This is a genomic window from Chloroflexota bacterium (assembly GCA_013152435.1).
In the GTDB taxonomy this organism is placed as follows: domain Bacteria; phylum Chloroflexota; class Anaerolineae; order DUEN01; family DUEN01; genus DUEN01.
On sequence record JAADGJ010000076.1, the window covers coordinates 159,611 to 177,297 of the forward strand.

At 64.9% G+C, this 17,687-nt stretch carries 10 protein-coding genes; 8 read left to right on the forward strand and 2 right to left on the reverse strand.

Features of this window, described 5'->3' with window-relative positions; translation table 11 throughout:
- The first annotated feature begins 82 nt into the window (after window positions 1-82).
- Genes GXP39_11365 through GXP39_11400 form a run of 8 tightly spaced genes read left to right on the forward strand, consistent with a single transcriptional unit; the run spans window position 83 to window position 14,802 of the window.
- A complete protein-coding gene (locus GXP39_11365; GenBank protein ID NOZ28636.1) occupies window positions 83-1,342 on the forward strand; it encodes a radical SAM protein in 1,260 nt (419 codons plus the stop codon).
- Window positions 1,323-2,471, forward strand: coding sequence for a class I SAM-dependent methyltransferase (locus tag GXP39_11370; protein ID NOZ28637.1), 1,149 nt, complete (start codon window positions 1,323-1,325; stop codon window positions 2,469-2,471). The genes GXP39_11365 and GXP39_11370 overlap by 20 nt, the downstream gene beginning before the upstream one ends.
- 28 nt (window positions 2,472-2,499) lie before the next feature.
- Window positions 2,500-3,534 carry a radical SAM protein gene (locus tag GXP39_11375; protein ID NOZ28638.1) on the forward strand — a complete coding sequence of 345 codons (1,035 nt, stop codon included), beginning with the start codon at window positions 2,500-2,502 and terminating at the stop codon, window positions 3,532-3,534.
- A 30-nt stretch (window positions 3,535-3,564) separates the two neighbouring features.
- On the forward strand, window positions 3,565-4,569 hold the full coding sequence (locus GXP39_11380) for an N-acetylneuraminate synthase (protein ID NOZ28639.1): 1,005 nt from the start codon (window positions 3,565-3,567) through the stop codon (window positions 4,567-4,569).
- A gap of 34 nt (window positions 4,570-4,603) precedes the next feature.
- Window positions 4,604-5,362 carry an NTP transferase domain-containing protein gene (locus GXP39_11385; protein ID NOZ28640.1) on the forward strand — a complete coding sequence of 253 codons (759 nt, stop codon included), beginning with the start codon at window positions 4,604-4,606 and terminating at the stop codon, window positions 5,360-5,362.
- A gap of 19 nt (window positions 5,363-5,381) precedes the next feature.
- A complete protein-coding gene (locus GXP39_11390) occupies window positions 5,382-6,455 on the forward strand; it encodes a hypothetical protein (protein ID NOZ28641.1) in 1,074 nt (357 codons plus the stop codon).
- Between the two features lie 30 nt (window positions 6,456-6,485).
- Window positions 6,486-7,967 carry a sulfotransferase gene (locus GXP39_11395; GenBank protein NOZ28642.1) on the forward strand — a complete coding sequence of 494 codons (1,482 nt, stop codon included), beginning with the start codon at window positions 6,486-6,488 and terminating at the stop codon, window positions 7,965-7,967.
- Entirely contained in the window at window positions 7,957-14,802 is a 6,846-nt protein-coding gene (locus GXP39_11400; protein ID NOZ28643.1) for a glycosyltransferase, read from the forward strand. Before GXP39_11395 ends, GXP39_11400 begins: the two co-directional genes overlap by 11 nt.
- A gap of 60 nt (window positions 14,803-14,862) precedes the next feature.
- Here GXP39_11400 and GXP39_11405 read toward each other — a convergent pair whose 3' ends face one another.
- Together GXP39_11405 and GXP39_11410 are read right to left on the reverse strand one after the other, a co-directional pair.
- Entirely contained in the window at window positions 14,863-15,807 is a 945-nt protein-coding gene (locus GXP39_11405; protein NOZ28644.1) for a ribose ABC transporter permease, read from the reverse strand.
- A 64-nt stretch (window positions 15,808-15,871) separates the two neighbouring features.
- Window positions 15,872-17,365 (reverse strand): sugar ABC transporter ATP-binding protein, encoded by a 1,494-nt coding sequence (locus GXP39_11410; GenBank protein ID NOZ28645.1) that lies wholly within the window; start codon window positions 17,363-17,365, stop codon window positions 15,872-15,874.
- Between the last annotated feature and the right edge of the window lie 322 nt (window positions 17,366-17,687).

Genomic DNA, 17,687 nt, shown 5'->3' on the forward strand with positions numbered 1-17,687 from the left:
CCCTCCGGGCCTCCCCACAGCAGAAGCAACGGCATTTCTCCTGAGAGCCGGGGCTTTCATGAGAGGACAGGAAGAGGGATCGATGAGTGGTGAGTCTTTGGATATTCGGCCGAGGGACGCGGAGCTAAAGCAGAAGTGGGCCGGGGTGGCGGACCACGTGCCGGTGAACGCGTCCCAGTACAGCCTTGACACCCCGGAGCGGGAGGAGGCCTTCATCCGGGCTCAGTTCCCGACGGAGGAGGAGCAGCGGCGGTACCGGTGGTATCGGGGGGAGTGGTACCGGCGTGCCAAGGAGTTCGACCCCGGCGATGCGCCGCTGGCCGTCACCTGTGAGCTGGTCAGCACATGCAACCTGGGGTGTAGCATGTGCTACACCATCACCGAGGAGTTTCAGGGCTCCGTCGTCGGCGCCCAGCGCATGCTGCCGTGGGAGATCGTCAAGGCCGTCATCGACGAGTGTGCGGAGTTGGGCGTCCCCTCGATGCTCTTCAGCTGGCGCGGCGAATCCACCCTCTACCGCTCGCGGCACGACGGGAGGGTCTACCGGTTTCCCGATGTCCTGGCCTATGCCCGCCGGAAGGGCATCCTGGAGGTCACCTCGTTGACCCATGGCCAGATGATCGATGAGGAGATGGCCGAGGCCATCGTGGATGCCGAGCCCAGCTGGATCAGCTTCTCCATCGACGGACTGGAGGACGCGTATAACAAGATCCGCACTCCCCCCAGCCGGCGAGACGCCGACTACAACGCTTTCGAGACGGTGATCGGCAACATCAGGCGGCTGGTGGCCATCCGGGATGCGAAGGGGAAAACCCGTCCGCAGATCCGGGTGAACACGATCTTCCCGGCCATCGCCCGGGACCCGCAGGCGTATCGCGACTTCATGGAGCGCATCGGGGTGGGGTGGGTGACGGTCAACGAGCTGCTGGATTTCCGGGGAGAGGACCTGCCGCCGGAGGCCATCATCGAGAACTGGGCCTGCCAGTACCCATTTCAACGGCTGACGGTCGCTGCCAACGGGATCATCCTTCCGTGCACCGGCGCTCACAATGAGGAGAGGGCGCTTGTGCTGGGTCGATATAAGGGGGCGCCACCCAAGGTGGTGCGCAGGGCGGATGGGACGACGGCCGTGATCGATGTGCCGGAGATGACGCTGCGTGAGGCGTGGCATTGCTCGAAGCTGGAGCATATCCGCCGACTGCATCGGGAGAACCGGCGTGTGGAGATCTATCCTGGTTGCCGGAACTGTCGCCATGGGGCCAAAAAGCACGGGGTGACGTGGATCCCGGATGACTGGGATATGGAGCGGATGGAGTGGAAGGATGGCGTCTGGCGGGAGTGAGCGGGATCGCCGGGGGCGCGAGGGATACGACTGGGAGGTGGCTCATAGGGCATTGTACCGCCTGGGGTATCACCGGATCCGGGTCCTTCCGCTCAGACGGAAGCCGTGGACGCTCCCCCTTTTCGGGCACGAGCTGGGCAATTCCGCCCGATTCCTGCTGGGGGGGCGGAACACGTTCGGCGTGACCCTGTGGCCCGAGCTTTATGCTGGGATCTTCGCGGCCCTGTGGCCGCGGGAACACCTCCTCTACCGCCTGTTCTTCCTGAACGAGCGGATACCGGTCGAGGCGGTGACGGGGCGAATCAATGACGAGGATATCAAGGAGTTGTTTCGCAGCGGCATCCTGCGTGACGACGGGCAAGGGCAATGCTTTTCCCCCGTTCGCGCCGTCCCGTATCGTCATCGCCTGTATTTCACGGACCCATGGGACAGGCGCATCGAGGGGATGGCCTACCTGTCTTACGACTCCTTGTTCCTGGCCGACTGGGTGGATTGGGTGATCCGGGAGGGGCGAGGGCGCATTCGTCGGGCCCTGGATCTCTGCACGGGGGTGGGCGTGCTGGCCTGTACGTTGGCGGATCGCTGTGATCGCGTCGTGGGGACCGATGTCAACCCACGGGCGGTAGGGTACGCTCGTGCCAACGCTCAGGCGAACGGGATCACCAACGTGGATTTCGTGGTGGCGAACCTCTTTGATGGGATCGGGAAGGAGAAGGCGTTCGACCTGATCGTGAGCAATCCCCCGTGGGTCTTCCTCCCGGAGTCGCAGCGAGCGAGGATGCTCGACTCGTATGGGGGGGCGTTGGGGATCGAGATCACCCTGGACATCCTGGAGCAGCTGGCGGGACGGCTGTCAGAGGGGGGACAGGCGGTGTTGTTGAGCAAGGCGCCCATATCGGATGGGCGGGATCTTTTGCTGGAGAGGGCGAAGGAGATCGCCATGCGGTCCGGGTGGGCGCTGGAGTACACCGAGATATGCCCGACGCCGATCCCTCCGGGCCACGAGGAGCTTTACCGCGAGCACGGCATCTCCGCGCTCAAGATGGTCGTCATACACATTCGTCAGGCGGGGGAGTACACGCTGGATCGACGTCGTGAGCGATGGGGATCGGTTCGATACGTGTTTTGATGACGGATGGCAGGGAAGGGAGGTCGTTATGGCGCAGGCTGTGGCGCTCGCCGAGCAGGAATTCTCATATGTTCAGGACCAATCCCGTCATGGGGACATCAACGAGTACCTGGCGGACATCCTCGGTGAGCCTTTCCGAGAATATCGCCGCCGCTGGGATCAGGCGCATCGGCTTGAGGTGGAGACGGAGTTCCCCCTGTACCTGTCCCTGGAGACGCAGCTGAGGTGCAACTTCCGGTGTACCATGTGCACGTACTCGGTGCCTGAGGAGGTTCGGCGGCTGCGTTATCCGGAGCGCATGTCCGATGCGCTGTTCGATAAGATCATGGAGGAGGCCAGCCGGCATTACTGCCCGTCCATCGGCTTCAACGTGCTGAACGAGCCCTTGTTGGACCCCAAGATCATCGAGCGGATCCGCAAGGCGGTCGATGCGGGATTTATCGATCTGCGCATGAACACCAATGCCAGCCTTCTGACCGAGGAGAAGGCGGAGCAGTTGGTGGACTCCGGTCTGACGCGGCTGTACGTGGGGCTGGACGCGGTGACGCCGGAGACATATGAGCGGGTGCGCATCGGCGGTGATTACGATGCGGTGATGCGCAACGTGTTGCGATTCCTGGAGATCCGTGAGAAGAAGGGAAAGCGCCTGCCCATCCTGCGGGTGTCCTTCGTGCGGCTCGCGGTGAACGAGCACGAGATCCCGCAGTTCATCGCGTACTGGTTCGATAAGGCGGACATGGTGACCATCCAGGAGTACATGCCTCCGGTGATCAACGAGGACTTCCTGGCGAAGCACGCGAAGAGCAAGCGGATCCCCAGGTCCTACACCTGCCCCCAACCCTTCGAGCGGCTTGTCATCAAGGGGAATGGGGACATGCATCCTTGCTGTGCCCAGTACAACTACAAGATTCGGCTGGGCAACCTGCGGGACATGAGCATCTATGAAGCCTGGCATTCCGATACGATGCGGACGCTCCGTCGGCATATGAAGGAGCGCACCTGGGAGGCCCTCCCGGTGTGCAATGTGTGCCTGAAGTCGTCGTATCTGTACCAGGCCGCGTAGCGACTCAAGACCGTTGGATGAGGCGAGAAGATGGGACAGATCAGCATCGGGGACAGGGCGATTGGGGATAGGCATCCCACCTACGTGATCGCCGAGATCGGCTTCAACCACGAGGGGGATATGGATCTGGCGGTCCGGATGATCGAGGCCGCCGCCGAGGCGGGCGTGGACGCCGTCAAGTTCCAGACATATCGGGCGGCCGACTTGGTGCTGGAGAGCACGGAGCACTTCCAGACTATCAAGCATGGCGAGCTCTCCCTGGACGATCATCGGCGCCTGGTGCAGGCGGCGCGCGCCAGCGGCGTCGCGTTTCTCTCCACCCCATACGGCTTTGAGAGCGTGGACGTGTTGGAGCGCGTGGGGGTGCCCGCGTACAAGGTCGCGTCCATGGATCTGACGAACCTACCGTTGCTGCGGTACATCGCCGCTACCGGGAAGCCGATGCTCGTCTCGACCGGCATGGCCACGATCGGGGAGATCGCGGAGGCCGTGGAGGCGATCCAGTCGGCGGGCAATGACCAGATCGTTCTGCTGCATTGCATATCCGAATACCCGGCCGCTCCCGAGGATGCGCACCTGCGGAGCATCCCGTTGCTGCAGGATGCCTTCGGCCTGCCGGTGGGCTACTCGGATCACGTGCTGGGAAACGCCGTTGCCCTGGCCGCCGTCACGCTGGGGGCCTGCGTGGTGGAGAAGCACTTCACCACCGATAAGGCGCTGCCCGGCCCGGATCATCGCATCTCCGCCAACCCCGAGGAGATGGCCCAACTGGTTCGGGATATCCGGGCCATCGAGCGGAGCCTGGGGGATGGGCGCACCCTGCTCGGGCGTCCCGACCGGGGGAACGCCCCGCTTTTCCGTCGGGGGCTGTTCGCCAGCGTGGATATCCCGGCGGGGACGGTGATCACCGAGGAGATGGTGAAATGCGTCCGGCCCCAGCGGGGACTGCCTCCCAGGTACCTGGATTGGGTGATCGGCCGCACGGCGCGGGCGGACATCAAGAAAGAGCAGCCGCTGACCTGGGATCTGCTGTGAGGACGCATCGGATGGAGGAAGTGTAGGAGCTGCGATGGGCGAGAGAGTGCTCTGTATCCTGCAGGTGCGAATGGGATCCAGCCGGCTGCCCGGAAAGGCTCTGGCTGATATCTGTGGGCGCCCCATGCTGGCGCACATCATCGATCGTCTGAAGGCATCTGAGACGATCGGGGACATCGTCGTCGCCACCACGACGCGGCCGGGGGACGAGGCCATCGTCGACCTGGCGGAGGCGATGGGGATCATGTGGTTTCGCGGGCCGGCCGAGGATGTGCTGGGCCGGGTCGCCCAGGTCGCCCTCCGGTGGGGAACGGAGGTCATCGCCCACGCCTCCGGCGACAACCCCCTGGTGGAGCCTGAGATCGTGGATGAGACGGTGCGCCGTTGCCAGGCCGAAGGGTACGATCTCGCCTTCATGGCGGGCCTGCCTCTGGGCGTCGGGCTGGACGTGTTCTCGAAGCGGGCGTTGATCGCTTCGGATCGCCTGGCCGTGGACCCGGCGCAGCGGGAGCACGTAAACGCTTATATCTTCGATCACCTGGACTGCTTTCGCGTGGGGCGGCTTCTGCCGGATGAGGCGCTCCGGAGGCCGGATCTGCGCCTGACGGTGGACACGGAGGACGATTTACGCCTGATGCGGGAGATCTACCGGCGCCTGTACAGACCGGGGACCATCATCCATCTCCGGGACGTGCTGGATCTGTACGAGGCCGAGCCGGAGCTATTCGCCATCAATCGGCATGTGCGGCAGTTATACGTCTCCGAGTCGGCGCCGGTGCTGCGAGGGCTGTAAGGGATGTGTGGAGGGCGGCATGGATCGGCGTGAAAGCAGGGAACCCCGTGTGCTCTTCCGGGTGGATGGGGGGCGGATCTGGGGCGTCTCCCTGGGGCACGTGTTTCGGTGCCTGGCCCTGGCCGGGGAGCTACGGGAGCGGCAGGGTGCTCACGTCGCGTTCCTGATGCGGGATTACGAGGCCGGCGTGCGGCTCGTCGCAAGCCGGGGATTTGATGTGCAAACCATCGATCGAGAGGCCGGGTGGGAGCAGGAGGCTGCCATCATCGAGGGGCGGCCGGAGGAAGTCGTCGTCTTCGACCTCGTCGACGTGGCGGGGAAGGACACCGGCCGGCTGATGGATAGGGGCAAGCGGATCGTCGTGATCGATGACACCGGCAACAAACGGATCGAGGCGCACGCGGTCGTCAACGGGAGTATTGTGCCGGAGTTTCTCCGCTATCCGGAGAGCGGCAGGGATACCCGCTATTACCTGGGGCCTCGCTATTGCATCCTGGGGGAGGAGTTCGACGACCCGCCTTATCGGGAGGTCCAGGCGGAGGTCGGAACGATCCTGGTCTCCATGGGGGGATCGGACCCGGCCGGGCTGACGTGGAAGGTGGCCCGGATGTTGGGGCGGTCCCTCTACACCTGTAACCTGGTTGTTGTGCTGGGGCCCGGGTTTGAGGGCCGGGCGGCGGTGGAGTCCGCTCTGCGTTCGTACGGCGGAAACTGCGTGGTGATCGAGAACCCATCCGCCCTGGCGTCGCTGATGCAGTCGGCGGACCTGATGATCCTAGCCGGCGGGCGGACCGCATATGAGGCGGCTCGTCTCGGGGTGCCCGGCGTCATCATCCCATCGGCCGAGCACGAGGAGCGGGTGGCTGAGGCCTTCGCTCGGGAGGGCACCTTCCTCTTCCTGCCGCAGGGATGGCGATTGCCCGAGGAGGAGTTCGAGCGTCGGCTGGCCCCTATCCTGGATCGGCTGCTGAATGACCGTTCCCTGCGAGCGCGGATGAGCGAGCGGGGGAGCAGTCTGGTGGACGGCCGTGGGAGGCGACGAGTCGCCCGCCTGCTTGTGGAGAGGGAAGAACCCCTCCCGGTCCAGTGTTGAGCCGGGGTTGGGGCTGAGTGGAGGGAAGGCATGGAAGCTCCTGTGTTCATCGGCGGTCAGGAACGAAGCGGGACCAGCATGATTCGGTCCGTCATCGGCTCGCATCCGGATATCGCGATCTTCGAGTATGATCTGCCCCTCTGGCGATCCATCTATCCGGAGCATCGGAGATATTGGGGGGAGGTCCCCAATCGGGAGCTCGCGCTCAAGATGTTGGAGGCGATCTACGGGAACGAGAAACTCCTGCAGTCCGCCTATAAGCCGGATCGGGCGAGGGTGGAGAAGGCCCTGGATGGGCTGAATCTGGAGGCTATCACGGACTACACCGCCCTGGCCGGCGCCGTCTTTGGGGCGCTTCTGGAGGAATATCGCCTGGTGCGGGGGAGGAAGCGCTGGGGGTTGAAGACCCCTACCAATGAGTTCTTCGCTGATGCGATCTTCTCCGTACACCCCGATGCTAAGTTCGTGCATGTGTACCGGAATGTGTTCTCCATGATCTCGTCGCTGAAGAAGCTGGGGTGGATCCAGCCGGGGGATCAACACCTCGCCCGTCGGGTCATCGAGTGGAATCGCTCCCTGGAAGCCCTGCTGGTCAACCTGCACCAGTATCGCGGCAGATATCTGGGGATCCGGTATGAGAACTTCGTGGAGGATCCGAAGACGTACCTCAAGCTGATCTGTGGCTTTCTGGGGATCGACTACCGGGAGGAGATGCTGGAGATGCGGGGGCACCCGGGTGGGTGGAAGGGTTCCAATTCGGCCTTCTCGGCGTCTGCCCGCACCATCTCCCCCGAATTGGCGAAGAGGCCGGTGGAGAATCTGTCGGATCATGAGAGGGCGATCATTCAGGTGATCTGCCAGTCGTACGAGCTGTACATGCGGGAGAGATATCCGGGATTCCGCTTGAGCTGGCTGGAGGCCGAGAGCTTAACCGTGCTGGGGGAGGAGCTTCTGAAGGAGGACCAGGAGCTGGCCCTGCTGGCGTTTCGGAAGGCGGTGGACGTCGAGCCGTCCCACCGCATGGCGCGTCGCGATCTCGATCGGTTGCTCCGGGAGGTGGGCGGGGATATGCCTGAAGCGGGGGAGGATGCCCATCGGACCTCCGCCCGTGCGCCGGAGATCGTCGATGTGCGACCGCATGTGGCCGGTGTGGACGTCACCATCCGTTGCCGGGTGTGTGGCCATACATTTGATCGCTATCAGCCGACGGTGGCCGGGGCCGCATTGGGACGGCACATTTGCCCCCAGTGTCAGGCGGTGTACGAGGTCTGGCCGGAGGAGTTCATCAAGGTGTTGGATCGATTTCTGCCCCCCCGTGACTTCGAGGAGATGCTCCGAATGAACGAGGAAGTCACGCGCATCGCGGGGACCTGGTATCAGGCGAAGCCGATGGCCAGTTTGTTGACGTATCGAGGGGTGAACCTGGGGGAGCCGACCGAGCGGGAGCTGGCCGCCTTCATCACACAGGGCTTGTATGCGGCACAGGAGGGGAGGGAAGCGCATGAGCGGTGAGATCCTGTTTTTCGATGTGCACAATCCCGAGTACCTGCCGTTGATTCGGTCGGTTGCCGACCGGGGGGTCTCGCTCATCATGAGCACCTCCCCGCTATCCAGGCAGCTCCTGGAGGCCAGGGTTTCGGTGCGCGTGTGGGAATCGTTCATCCCGGCGGATGCGCAGGCCCGCCTGCATCGGGAGATCTCCCGCATCGCCAACGGGCTGCCGCGGGCTCTGGAGGATCCCGCCGTGCAACAGGCGTTTTCCTCTCCGTTGGGGCAGTTCCTGCCCCGCACGGGCGAGCGGTTCTTCCAGCGTCTGGTCTCGTTATTGGCGAGCGAGATCATGACTTTGGAGATCCTGGAGAACGTGTTTCAGCAGAGCGATCTACGCCTGATCGTGTTGGGGTATGACAATAACCACGCCCAGCGGGCGATCGTGCGTTATGCCGCCCAGCATGGCGTTCCCACCCTCCAGCTGGCTCACGCCATGTACGGCAAGCTCATTCACTTCCGCTATGCCGCCAACATGTACACCCTCTACGCGGATTACGTCGCGGTCTTCGGGGAGCGGGCCCGGCGGGATATGATCGCGCTGGGCACCGACCCGGAGCGGATTCTCGTGACCGGGGCGCCCCACTGGGATCATCTGTACGCGCCTGAGGCACGGATCGGGGCCGAGGAGGCCCGGCAGCGGCTTGGACTGGATCCCCATCGGCCGGTGGTCCTCCTGTGCATGGGATATGCGGACGGGTCATCGGCGTTCTTCCCCGCCATCATGAAGCGGCTGTTGGCCGCTCAGCAGGCTACGATCCAGGCTGTGCGCCACCTGGGCGAGGACGTGCAGCTGGTCGTCCGGCCGCATCCGGGCGAGCTGGGACGGGGGACGCTGTCCCCGGGGGAGCGGGAAGGGCTGCTTCAGGCCTATGGGGATTGGGTAGGGCGGCATGGGGTTCGCCTGGCGCTGCTCTCCCGGGATCAGAAGATCGAGGCGATCCGGGCGGCCGACGTCGTCATCGCGATGGGATCCTCCTCCATCATCCCCGAGGTGATGATCCTCCAGCGTCCCGTGGTTATGCTGCCCTGGTTCGATCGGGACGATCACACCTTCACCGAGCGGGATGGTGTCGTGATCGTAAACGAGGACCAGCAGCTCACTCAGGTGCTGTCGGAGCTGCTGGGGGATCCGGATCGGCGGAAGGCGATGGTGGAGCGGCAGAACGCCGCCCTGCCGGATCTGAACTATCGGAACGACGGGAAAGCCACCGAGCGGACGGCGGAGGCGATTATGAAGCTGGCGACTGCATCGGAACGGGCTGCTCGGCAGCGCTCTTCTCAGCATGTCCAGACGACATCATCCAGGCGGGAACCTCCGAGAGTCGTCTCGGGCGAGACGCGTGACGCGTCACCTGATCGGGACGCGTCGCGCAAGGACGGGCGTGCGCCTCGCGATGGGCGGGGCTCGCCGCGCGTCCTGTTCGCGTACCGGGCCGATATCGATGCGCAGGGGGGTGCGGCGGTCGTCATGCGCGAGACCGCTCGCGCCCTGCAGGATCTGGGAGTGCACGTCGACATCGCTTACGATCTCTGTCCCAGCGTCCGGGGATATGATCTGGTACACGTGTTCAATATCTGGGAGCCCCACTCCGCGCTGGAGCAACTGCGCTATCTGACCAGAACCGGGATCCCGGTGGTTTGGTCTCCCATTTACCTGCACTGGTGTGAGTACGCCTGGGCCAATCTGGCGGTGCGGGCGGCATTCGATCCGCGGCGCACCCCGGAAAAGCGCGAGCAGCTCCTGCAGGCCTTTGTCCGGGGAACCCTCTCCGTACAGGGGATGCATCGCTGGCTTCCCAACGAGGTCTACCCCGGGTTCCATCAGCATCTGAAGGAGATGCTGTCGCACGTAGACCACGTGTGCGTCACCAGCCACCGGGAAGTGCAGATGCTGTTCCAAATCACCCGGTGTGTCGCGAAGCCGTTCACGGTTACCCCCCATGGGGTGGATCCCTCGTTCCTGGTCGACGCGTCGCCGGAGCCCTTCCAGGACCGGTTCGGCGTGCGGGATTTCGTGCTCTGCGTCGGCGCGATCGACGGGCGAAAGAACCAGCTCCTGTTGGTCGAGGCTTTGAAGGATACGGGGCTGAAACTCGTCCTGGTGGGGCCGTCATTTGAGTCGGATTACCTGGATCTGTGCCTGCGGGAGGGAGGGGATCAAGTTTTGTACACCGACCGTCTCCCGCAGGATCTGGTGGCTTCCGCCTATAAGGCAGCTCGCGTACATGCCCTGCCCAGCTTCGCTGAAGGGGCCGCGCTGGCCAACCTGGAGGCGGCCGTTGCCGGATGCGCCATGGTGGTCAGCAACCGCTCCTCGGAGTTCGAGTACTTCGGTGACGCGCCCTACTACTGCGATCCCGTGGATCCCGCCTCCATTCGGGAGGCCGTGCTACGAGCGCACGAGTCGTACGCGGCGGAGCGAGAGCGCTGGGAGACCTTGAGCCGCCAGGTGCAGGAGCGGTTCACCTGGGAACGAACGGCAGCTCTGACGTTGGAAGCTTACGAGCGAACCCTCTCTCAGAGGGATAGCAGCCGTGAGAAGCGCTCGCGAAAGACCTTCCATATCTCTCGATCCTACAGGCCTACCATCAAGTGGGGAGCCATCATCTTCCACTTCAGCGGCTATTCCCGCCTCTCTCGCGAGACGATTCTCGCCCTGGATCGACGCGGGGCTATGGTGGCGGTCGAGCCTCTGGGGGTGGATCGGCGATTCGTGGAACAGCTGAAGGCCGACCCGGATGTCGCGTACACCTGGACGCGGCTCCTGGCCCAGAAGGTAGAGGACGAGGGGGTTTACATCTGCCTCCATCCGCCGGTCCTTTGGAACGGCACTGATCTCTTCGCCGCCGTGCGCCAGCGAAATCCCGGCTTCAAAGCATACGTGGGCATCACCATGTTTGAGACGGATCGGCTGCCCGCCGGATGGGCGGACGCATGCAATGGCATGGATGAGGTCTGGGTTCCCAGTACCTTCAACCGGGATACGTTCGCCCGGGCAGGCGTGGATCCGGAGCGTATCCAGGTGATCCCGTTCGGGATCGATATCCAGCGGTATGATCCCGAGCAGGTGCAGCCCAGGGAGATCCCGGGGCGGAGGGGCTTTACGTTCCTCTCCGTCTTCCAGTGGAGCAAGCGCAAGGGGTGGGATGTGCTGTTGAGGGCCTATCTCTCCGCCTTTACGCCGGAGGATGATGTCTGTCTCGTCTTGCGGACATACCCTGGGCGTGAGGAGTTCCCGCCCATCCGGGAGCGCATCGATCGATATATCCGGGAGTTGGGCTACGATCCGGAGCACGTGCCCCCTATCCGGCTCCTGGAGGACTTCATCCCCGAGGTCGACATGCCGGCCCTCTACAAGGCGGCCGACGCGTTCGTGCTGCCGAGTCGCGGCGAGGGTTGGGGCATCCCCTTCATGGAGGCCATGGCGATGGGCCTGCCGGTCATCGCCACCCGCTGGAGCGCTCACCTGGACTTCATGAATGACGACAACAGCTACCTGATCGACATCGAGGGGCTGGTGCCTGTGGATCCTGAGCAGACGGCTGAGGACCAGTTCTACACATCGGACCAGCGCTGGGCTGAGCCGTCCGTGGAGCACACGGCGGCCCTCATGCGGCACGTGTACGAGCATCGGGATGAGGCTCGGGCGAAGGGGATGCGCGCCCGGCGGGACATCCAAACCAAATGGACGTCCGATCGTACGGCGGATTGGGTGATCCGGCGGGTTGCCCACCTGACCGGCCGAGAGGGAGACCTGGAGATGCTGGAGGCGCAGGCGCATGTGGGCGATGGGGAGGCGTCGGAGGCCGAGGCGGAGGCCTCCCGTGAGGAGGTTGCCGTGCGCCAGGTCGAGAGCGCGCCATCTGAGGATGCTCCCGCCCCCGTCCTGTGGATCGCGCCCGTCTTCGATCCCAGCGGCTATGCCGATGAGGCACGGAACTTCATCGTGCACCTGCAGGCGCAGGGGGTGGCCATCGCCGCCCGAGAGCTGGGCCGTCACTCGTCCAGGTTCCGTGAGCAGCTCGATCCCCAGATCCGCGAGCTGCTCGATGGGGCCCTGGGACGGGAGGCGAGCCCCGGCTGCATCAGCGTCGTGCACTTCCCCGCCTATGTCTTCGAGCGCATCCCCCAGGCCGCTTACCACATCGGCCGGGTGATGTTCGAGACGGATGGGCTGCCGGCCGAGTGGGTGGCCAAGTGCAACCAGATGGACGAGATCTGGGTGCCCACCGACTTCAACCTGCAGACCTTCCGGGATGCCGGTGTGACGGCGAAGCTGTTCAAGGTGCCCGGCGGGATCGACACCGATCGATTCCGCCCGGGATACGAGCCCTTGCCGATCCCGGGCGCCCGGGGCACGGTGTTCCTGTCCATCTTCGAGTGGATCTACCGCAAGGGATGGGACGTGTTGCTGCGGGCGTGGGCCCAGGCATTCGATCCGGACGATGACGTCAGCCTGGTGTTGCGCACCTATCCCGTCAACGCGGTCGATGCCGATGCCCGGGAGGAGATCGAGCGTCGTATCGATCGCTTCCTGGCGGAGGAATTGGGCCTACGGCGGGGCCAGGTAGCCCCCATCATCGTCCTGGGCGAGCAGGTTCCGGAGGAGGACATGCCACGGCTGTTCGCGGCCGCCACGGCCTATGTGGCACCATCCCGGGGTGAGGGATGGGGACGGCCGCACATGCAGGCCATGGCCTGTGGGCTGCCGGTCATCGCCACCCGCTGGAGCGGAAACCTGGAGTTCATGAACGACGAGAACAGCCTGCTGATCGACATCGAGGGGCTGGTGGAGATCGACGAGCGGGCGGAGATCCCCTTCTATCGGGGGCAGCGATGGGCGGAGCCGTCGGCAGATCACCTGGCCCGACTCATGCGTCAAGTGGTCTCACACCCCGAAGAGATGGCGCGAATCGGCCAGCGGGCTCGTGAGGACATGGTGCAGCGCTGGCGGTGGGAGAAGGTCGCGGCCATCGCCGCGGAGCGGCTGCGGGAGATCCAGGATGGCCTGGCCACGCGAGGCCGAGAGGTTGGGACGCTCGAGGATCGGCCGCCGGCGGTGCGCTGGGAGGGCTCTCAGTTCGTCCACCACTCCCTGGCGTTGGTCAACCGGGAGCTGTGTCTGCAGTTGTTGGATGCCGGATGTGAGCTGTCCATCATCCCGTATGAGCCGGATCAATTTGGACCGGAGGCGGACCCGCGCTTCCACAAGTTGGCGGAGCGGGTGAATGCCCCCCTCTCCCGGCCGGCCGATGTCCACGTGCGCCATCAGTGGCCGCCGAAACTCACCCCGCCGGAAGAGGGGCACTGGGTCATCATGCAGCCCTGGGAGTTCGGCAGCCTGCCCAAGGAATGGGTCGAGGTCATGAGCACCCAGGTGGATGAGGTCTGGACGTACACCTCCTACGTACGTGATTGCTATATCCGCAGCGGGGTTCCCGCCGATCGGGTGCATGTGGTGCCCCTGGGCGTGGATGTCGAGAGATTCCGGCCGGATGTGCCGCCGTTCCCCCTGCAGACGAAGAAGCGGTTCAAGTTCCTCTTTGTGGGCGGCACCATCTCTCGCAAGGGGATCGATATCCTGCTGGACGCCTACATGAACGCCTTCACCGCCGAGGATGACGTGTGTCTGGTGATCAAAGACATGGGAGGGAGCTCGTTCTATAAGGGGCAGACGGCCCAAGATCTCATCGCCAAGTGCCGGGCCACGCCGAACGCGCCAGAGATCGAGTACATCGATCGCACGTTGAGCGATGAGGAACTGGTGGGATTGTACACCGCCTGTGATTGCTTGGTGCACCCGTATCGAGGGGAGGGCTTCGGCCTGCCCATCGCCGAGGCCATGGCCTGTGGGCTTCCCGTGATCGTGACCGGGCACGGGGCTGCCCTGGATTTCTGCACGGAGGAGACGGCCTATCTGATCCCGGCCCGGGTGGTGCGCCTGCCGCAGAAGCGAGTGGGAGATCTGGAGACCGTCGACTATCCGTGGTGGGCGGATCCGGATCGGGATGCCCTGAAGCAGCTCATGCGACACGTGGTGGCGAACCCGGAGGAGGCGAGGGCCAAGGGGCGGGCTGCCCGGGATCACATCCGGGAGCACTTCACCTGGGCCCACGCGGCCGAGGTGGCCCGAAAGCGCCTGCAGGAATTGCGGGATAAACCCATCCGGCGCCTGACGGCCGAGGAGGAGCAGCGGGCGGCGGCGCAGCAGGCCATGGGTGATCTGCTGGCGGCGGGTCAGGCGGCCCTGGAGCGTGGCGATCTGGAGGCGGCGGCCCGTGAGTTCGCCCGGGTGGCTGAGCAGTTCCCCGATATGGCCGCGGCGCACACGGCGTTGGGGTCCACGCTGGTCGCGCTGGGCCGGGTCGAGGAGGCGATCCCGGCGCTGCGGCGGGCGACCGAGCTGGTGCCGCAGGCCGCGGCGCTTCAGAACCAGCTGGGGGTTGCGCTGTATCAGCTTAATCGGCTGGATGAGGCGGAGGCGGCCTTCCTACGGGCACGGGAGGAGGACCCGGAGGACGTCGAGGCGATGCTGAACCTCATCGAGCTCTATCGCACCCGAGGGGACTACGCGCGGGCGACCACGGTGGTCAAGGAGGCGCTGCGCACGCACCCGAACCACGCAGACGTGTTGGCCGCCTTCGGGATCCTGTGCGCCGAGTTGGGAGACGGCGAGGGCGTGGAGATGGCGCTGCGGCGCGTTCAGGCGCTCAGCCCGCACCATCCCGTCGTGACGACGTTGCAACAGGTGCTGGTGACCGCGGGGGAGAATGGACAGGGGGTGGCGACCCCGTGATGGATCGCGAAGGGGGGCGGAAAGGCATTGTCTTCCGCCCCCCCGATCGTTGCTTTGAGATCACTGGCTCGGCGCTTGCGCCTCTGTGGCGGCCGCCTCATCCGGCAGGCGGCGGGCCTGTCCCAACATCTGTCGTTTAGCGTAGACGTCGACCAGGACGGCGAGGATAAACACGGCCCCCTTGATCACCTGCTGGTAGTAGGAGGGGACGTCCAGCAGGTTCAACCCGTTGGAGAGCGTCCCCATGATGAACGCCCCGATCACCGTGCCTGTGATGCTGCCGACGCCGCCGAAGAGGCTGGTGCCACCCAGGACCGGCGCGGCGATGGCGTCCAGCTCGAACCCGACCCCGGCCGTCGGCTGGGCGGACCAGAGCCGCGCGGTGAGGAGGATCCCGCCCAGGGCAGCCATCAGCCCGCTGATCACGTACACGATCATCGTGTCCCGGGCCACCGGGATGCCCGCCAGTCGGGCGGTCTCCGCGTTTCCCCCGATGGCTCGCAGGTGAACCCCGAAGCGCGTCTGGTTCAGGACCCAGGTGGCGATCACGAAGATCACCAGCATCACGATGATGGGCATGGGCAGGCCGAGCAGATCGCCCGTTCCCCAGAACCGGAAGCTCTCGTCCAGCCCGGCGATGGGGCGCCCCTGGGTGTACACCAGCGTGAGCCCGCGTGCCACGCCCAACATGGCCAGCGTGGCCACGAAGGGAGGAATGCCGCCCCCCACGACCATGAGCCCGTTCACGGCGCCCAGGGCCGCGCCGATACCCAGGGCCGTCAGGATGCCCGGGTAGGTGCCCCATCCCTGCCTCACCGCCAGCCCGGCCGCCAGCGCCCCGCATAGCGCCATCACCGAGCCGACCGAGAGGTCGATGCCGGCGGTGAGCAGCGTGTACGTCATCCCGATGGCCACGATGGCCAGGATGGACGTCTGGAGGGCGATGTTCAGCAGGTTGGATGACGTCAGGAAGCGATCGGACAACGTGGCGAAGAACCCGATCATGAGCAGCAGGACCAGGAGCACCGTTCCCTGGCGTAGCAATGGGCGCAGTCGCTTGAGCACCGTCCTACCCTCCCGTCGCCGCGCGCATGATCGCGTCCTGGGTGGCCTCCGCCCGGGGAAGCTCCGCCGTGATCCGCCCCTCGTGCATCACCAGGATCCGATCGCTGACGCCCAGGATCTCCGGTAGCTCAGAGGAGATCATGAGGAGGCCGACGCCCTCCTGCGCCAGCTGTCCCATCAGGGCGTGGATCTCCGCTTTGGCTCCCACATCAATGCCCCGGGTGGGCTCGTCCAGGATCAAAATCTTCGGCTCCAAAGTGAGCCAGCGGGCGATCACCACCTTCTGTTGATTCCCGCCGCTCAGGTTGCGCACTCGCTGCATCAATCCCGGCGTCCGGATGTCCAGCCGTTCCACGTAGGTCTGGGCTATCTCGTCCATGTGGCCGAAGTCCAGGACCCCCATGTGGGATAATTGGGGAAGCTGGCTGATGGTGATGTTGAAGCGCACGGCCATGTCCAGGAATAGCCCCTGGGCCTTCCGGTCCTCTGGCACGAGCCCCATTCCCAACCGGATGGCCGTCTGGGGGGAGTCAATGGTCACCGGTTGCCCGTCGATCCAGATCCGTCCCCGATCGATGGGATCAATGCCGAAGAGCGCCCGGGCCAGTTCCGTGCGGCCGGCGCCCACCAGCCCGGCCACGCCTACGATCTCGCCCCTCCGCAACTCGAAGGTGATGTCGTGCAGCACGCCCGCCTGAGACAACCCCTCCACCCGCAGGACCACATCCCCGACGGTCGTGTCGACCTTGGGATACATCTCGCCCAGCTGGCGGCCCACCATCATCCGGACCACGTCGTCGGGCCTCACCTCCTGGATCGGCTTGGTGGCGACCCATCGCCCATCGCGCAGGACGGTGACCCGATCAGCGACCTCGAAGACCTCCTCCAGCCGGTGCGTGATGAAGATGATGGAGACCCCCTGCTCTCGGAGCGAGCGCATCACGCGAAACAGGGTCTCGGTCTCCCGCTCGGTCAGCGCGCTGGTAGGCTCATCCATGACCAGGAGGTCCGCCTTCAGGGACAGCGCCTTGGCGATCTCCACCATCTGCTGTTCAGCGATGGATAGCGCCGTCAGCGGGGTCGTGGGATCCAGGCGGAGGCCGAGTTGGTGAAGCTCGCGGGCGGCCTCCTGGTAGAGGCGTCTCCAGTTCACCGTGCCGGGCAAAGCTCCGGCGGGCTCACGGCCGAGGAAGATGTTTTGGCCGACGTTCAGCGCGGAGATCAGGGCCAGCTCCTGGTGGATGATGCTGATCCCCAGCGCCTGGGCGTCGGCCGGGGTCTCGATGCGGACGGGGCGGCCGTGTAGGAGGATGCTCCCCTGGTCGGGAAGGAGGGCCCCGGTCAGGATGTTCATCAGGGTGGTTTTGCCCGCCCCGTTCTCCCCGACCAGCGCGTGGATTTCGCCTTTGGCCACCTCCAGCGTGACATCGTCCAACGCCTGCACGCCGGGGAAGGCCTTCGAGATGTGCTCCATGCGGAGCAGCGGTTGATCGCTCATCGTGGTAGCCAGCGCTCCTTGAGAGTGCGTCTGAACATTCACTTTTCGGCCCTTTCCGCAGGGACCTCCGGGCCTCTCCTCAGCGGGAGCGACGGGATTTCTGAAACACGCCCTGAGAGCGTGTCTGAAAGTTTACCGGCAAGATGTCTGAGGGTCTCCCTCAACGACTAACTCCACAGGGGGAGGTGTGGAGGGGGCCTCCCCTCCACGGAAAACCCCGCTTTTCCGGCCTGCACCTGCCTTTCTCGGCCCTTCCCGAAGGACCTAGGCCAAGGCCAGGCAGGTCGAAGGCAAAAGAGGGACTTTTTCCGGAGGGGCGGAG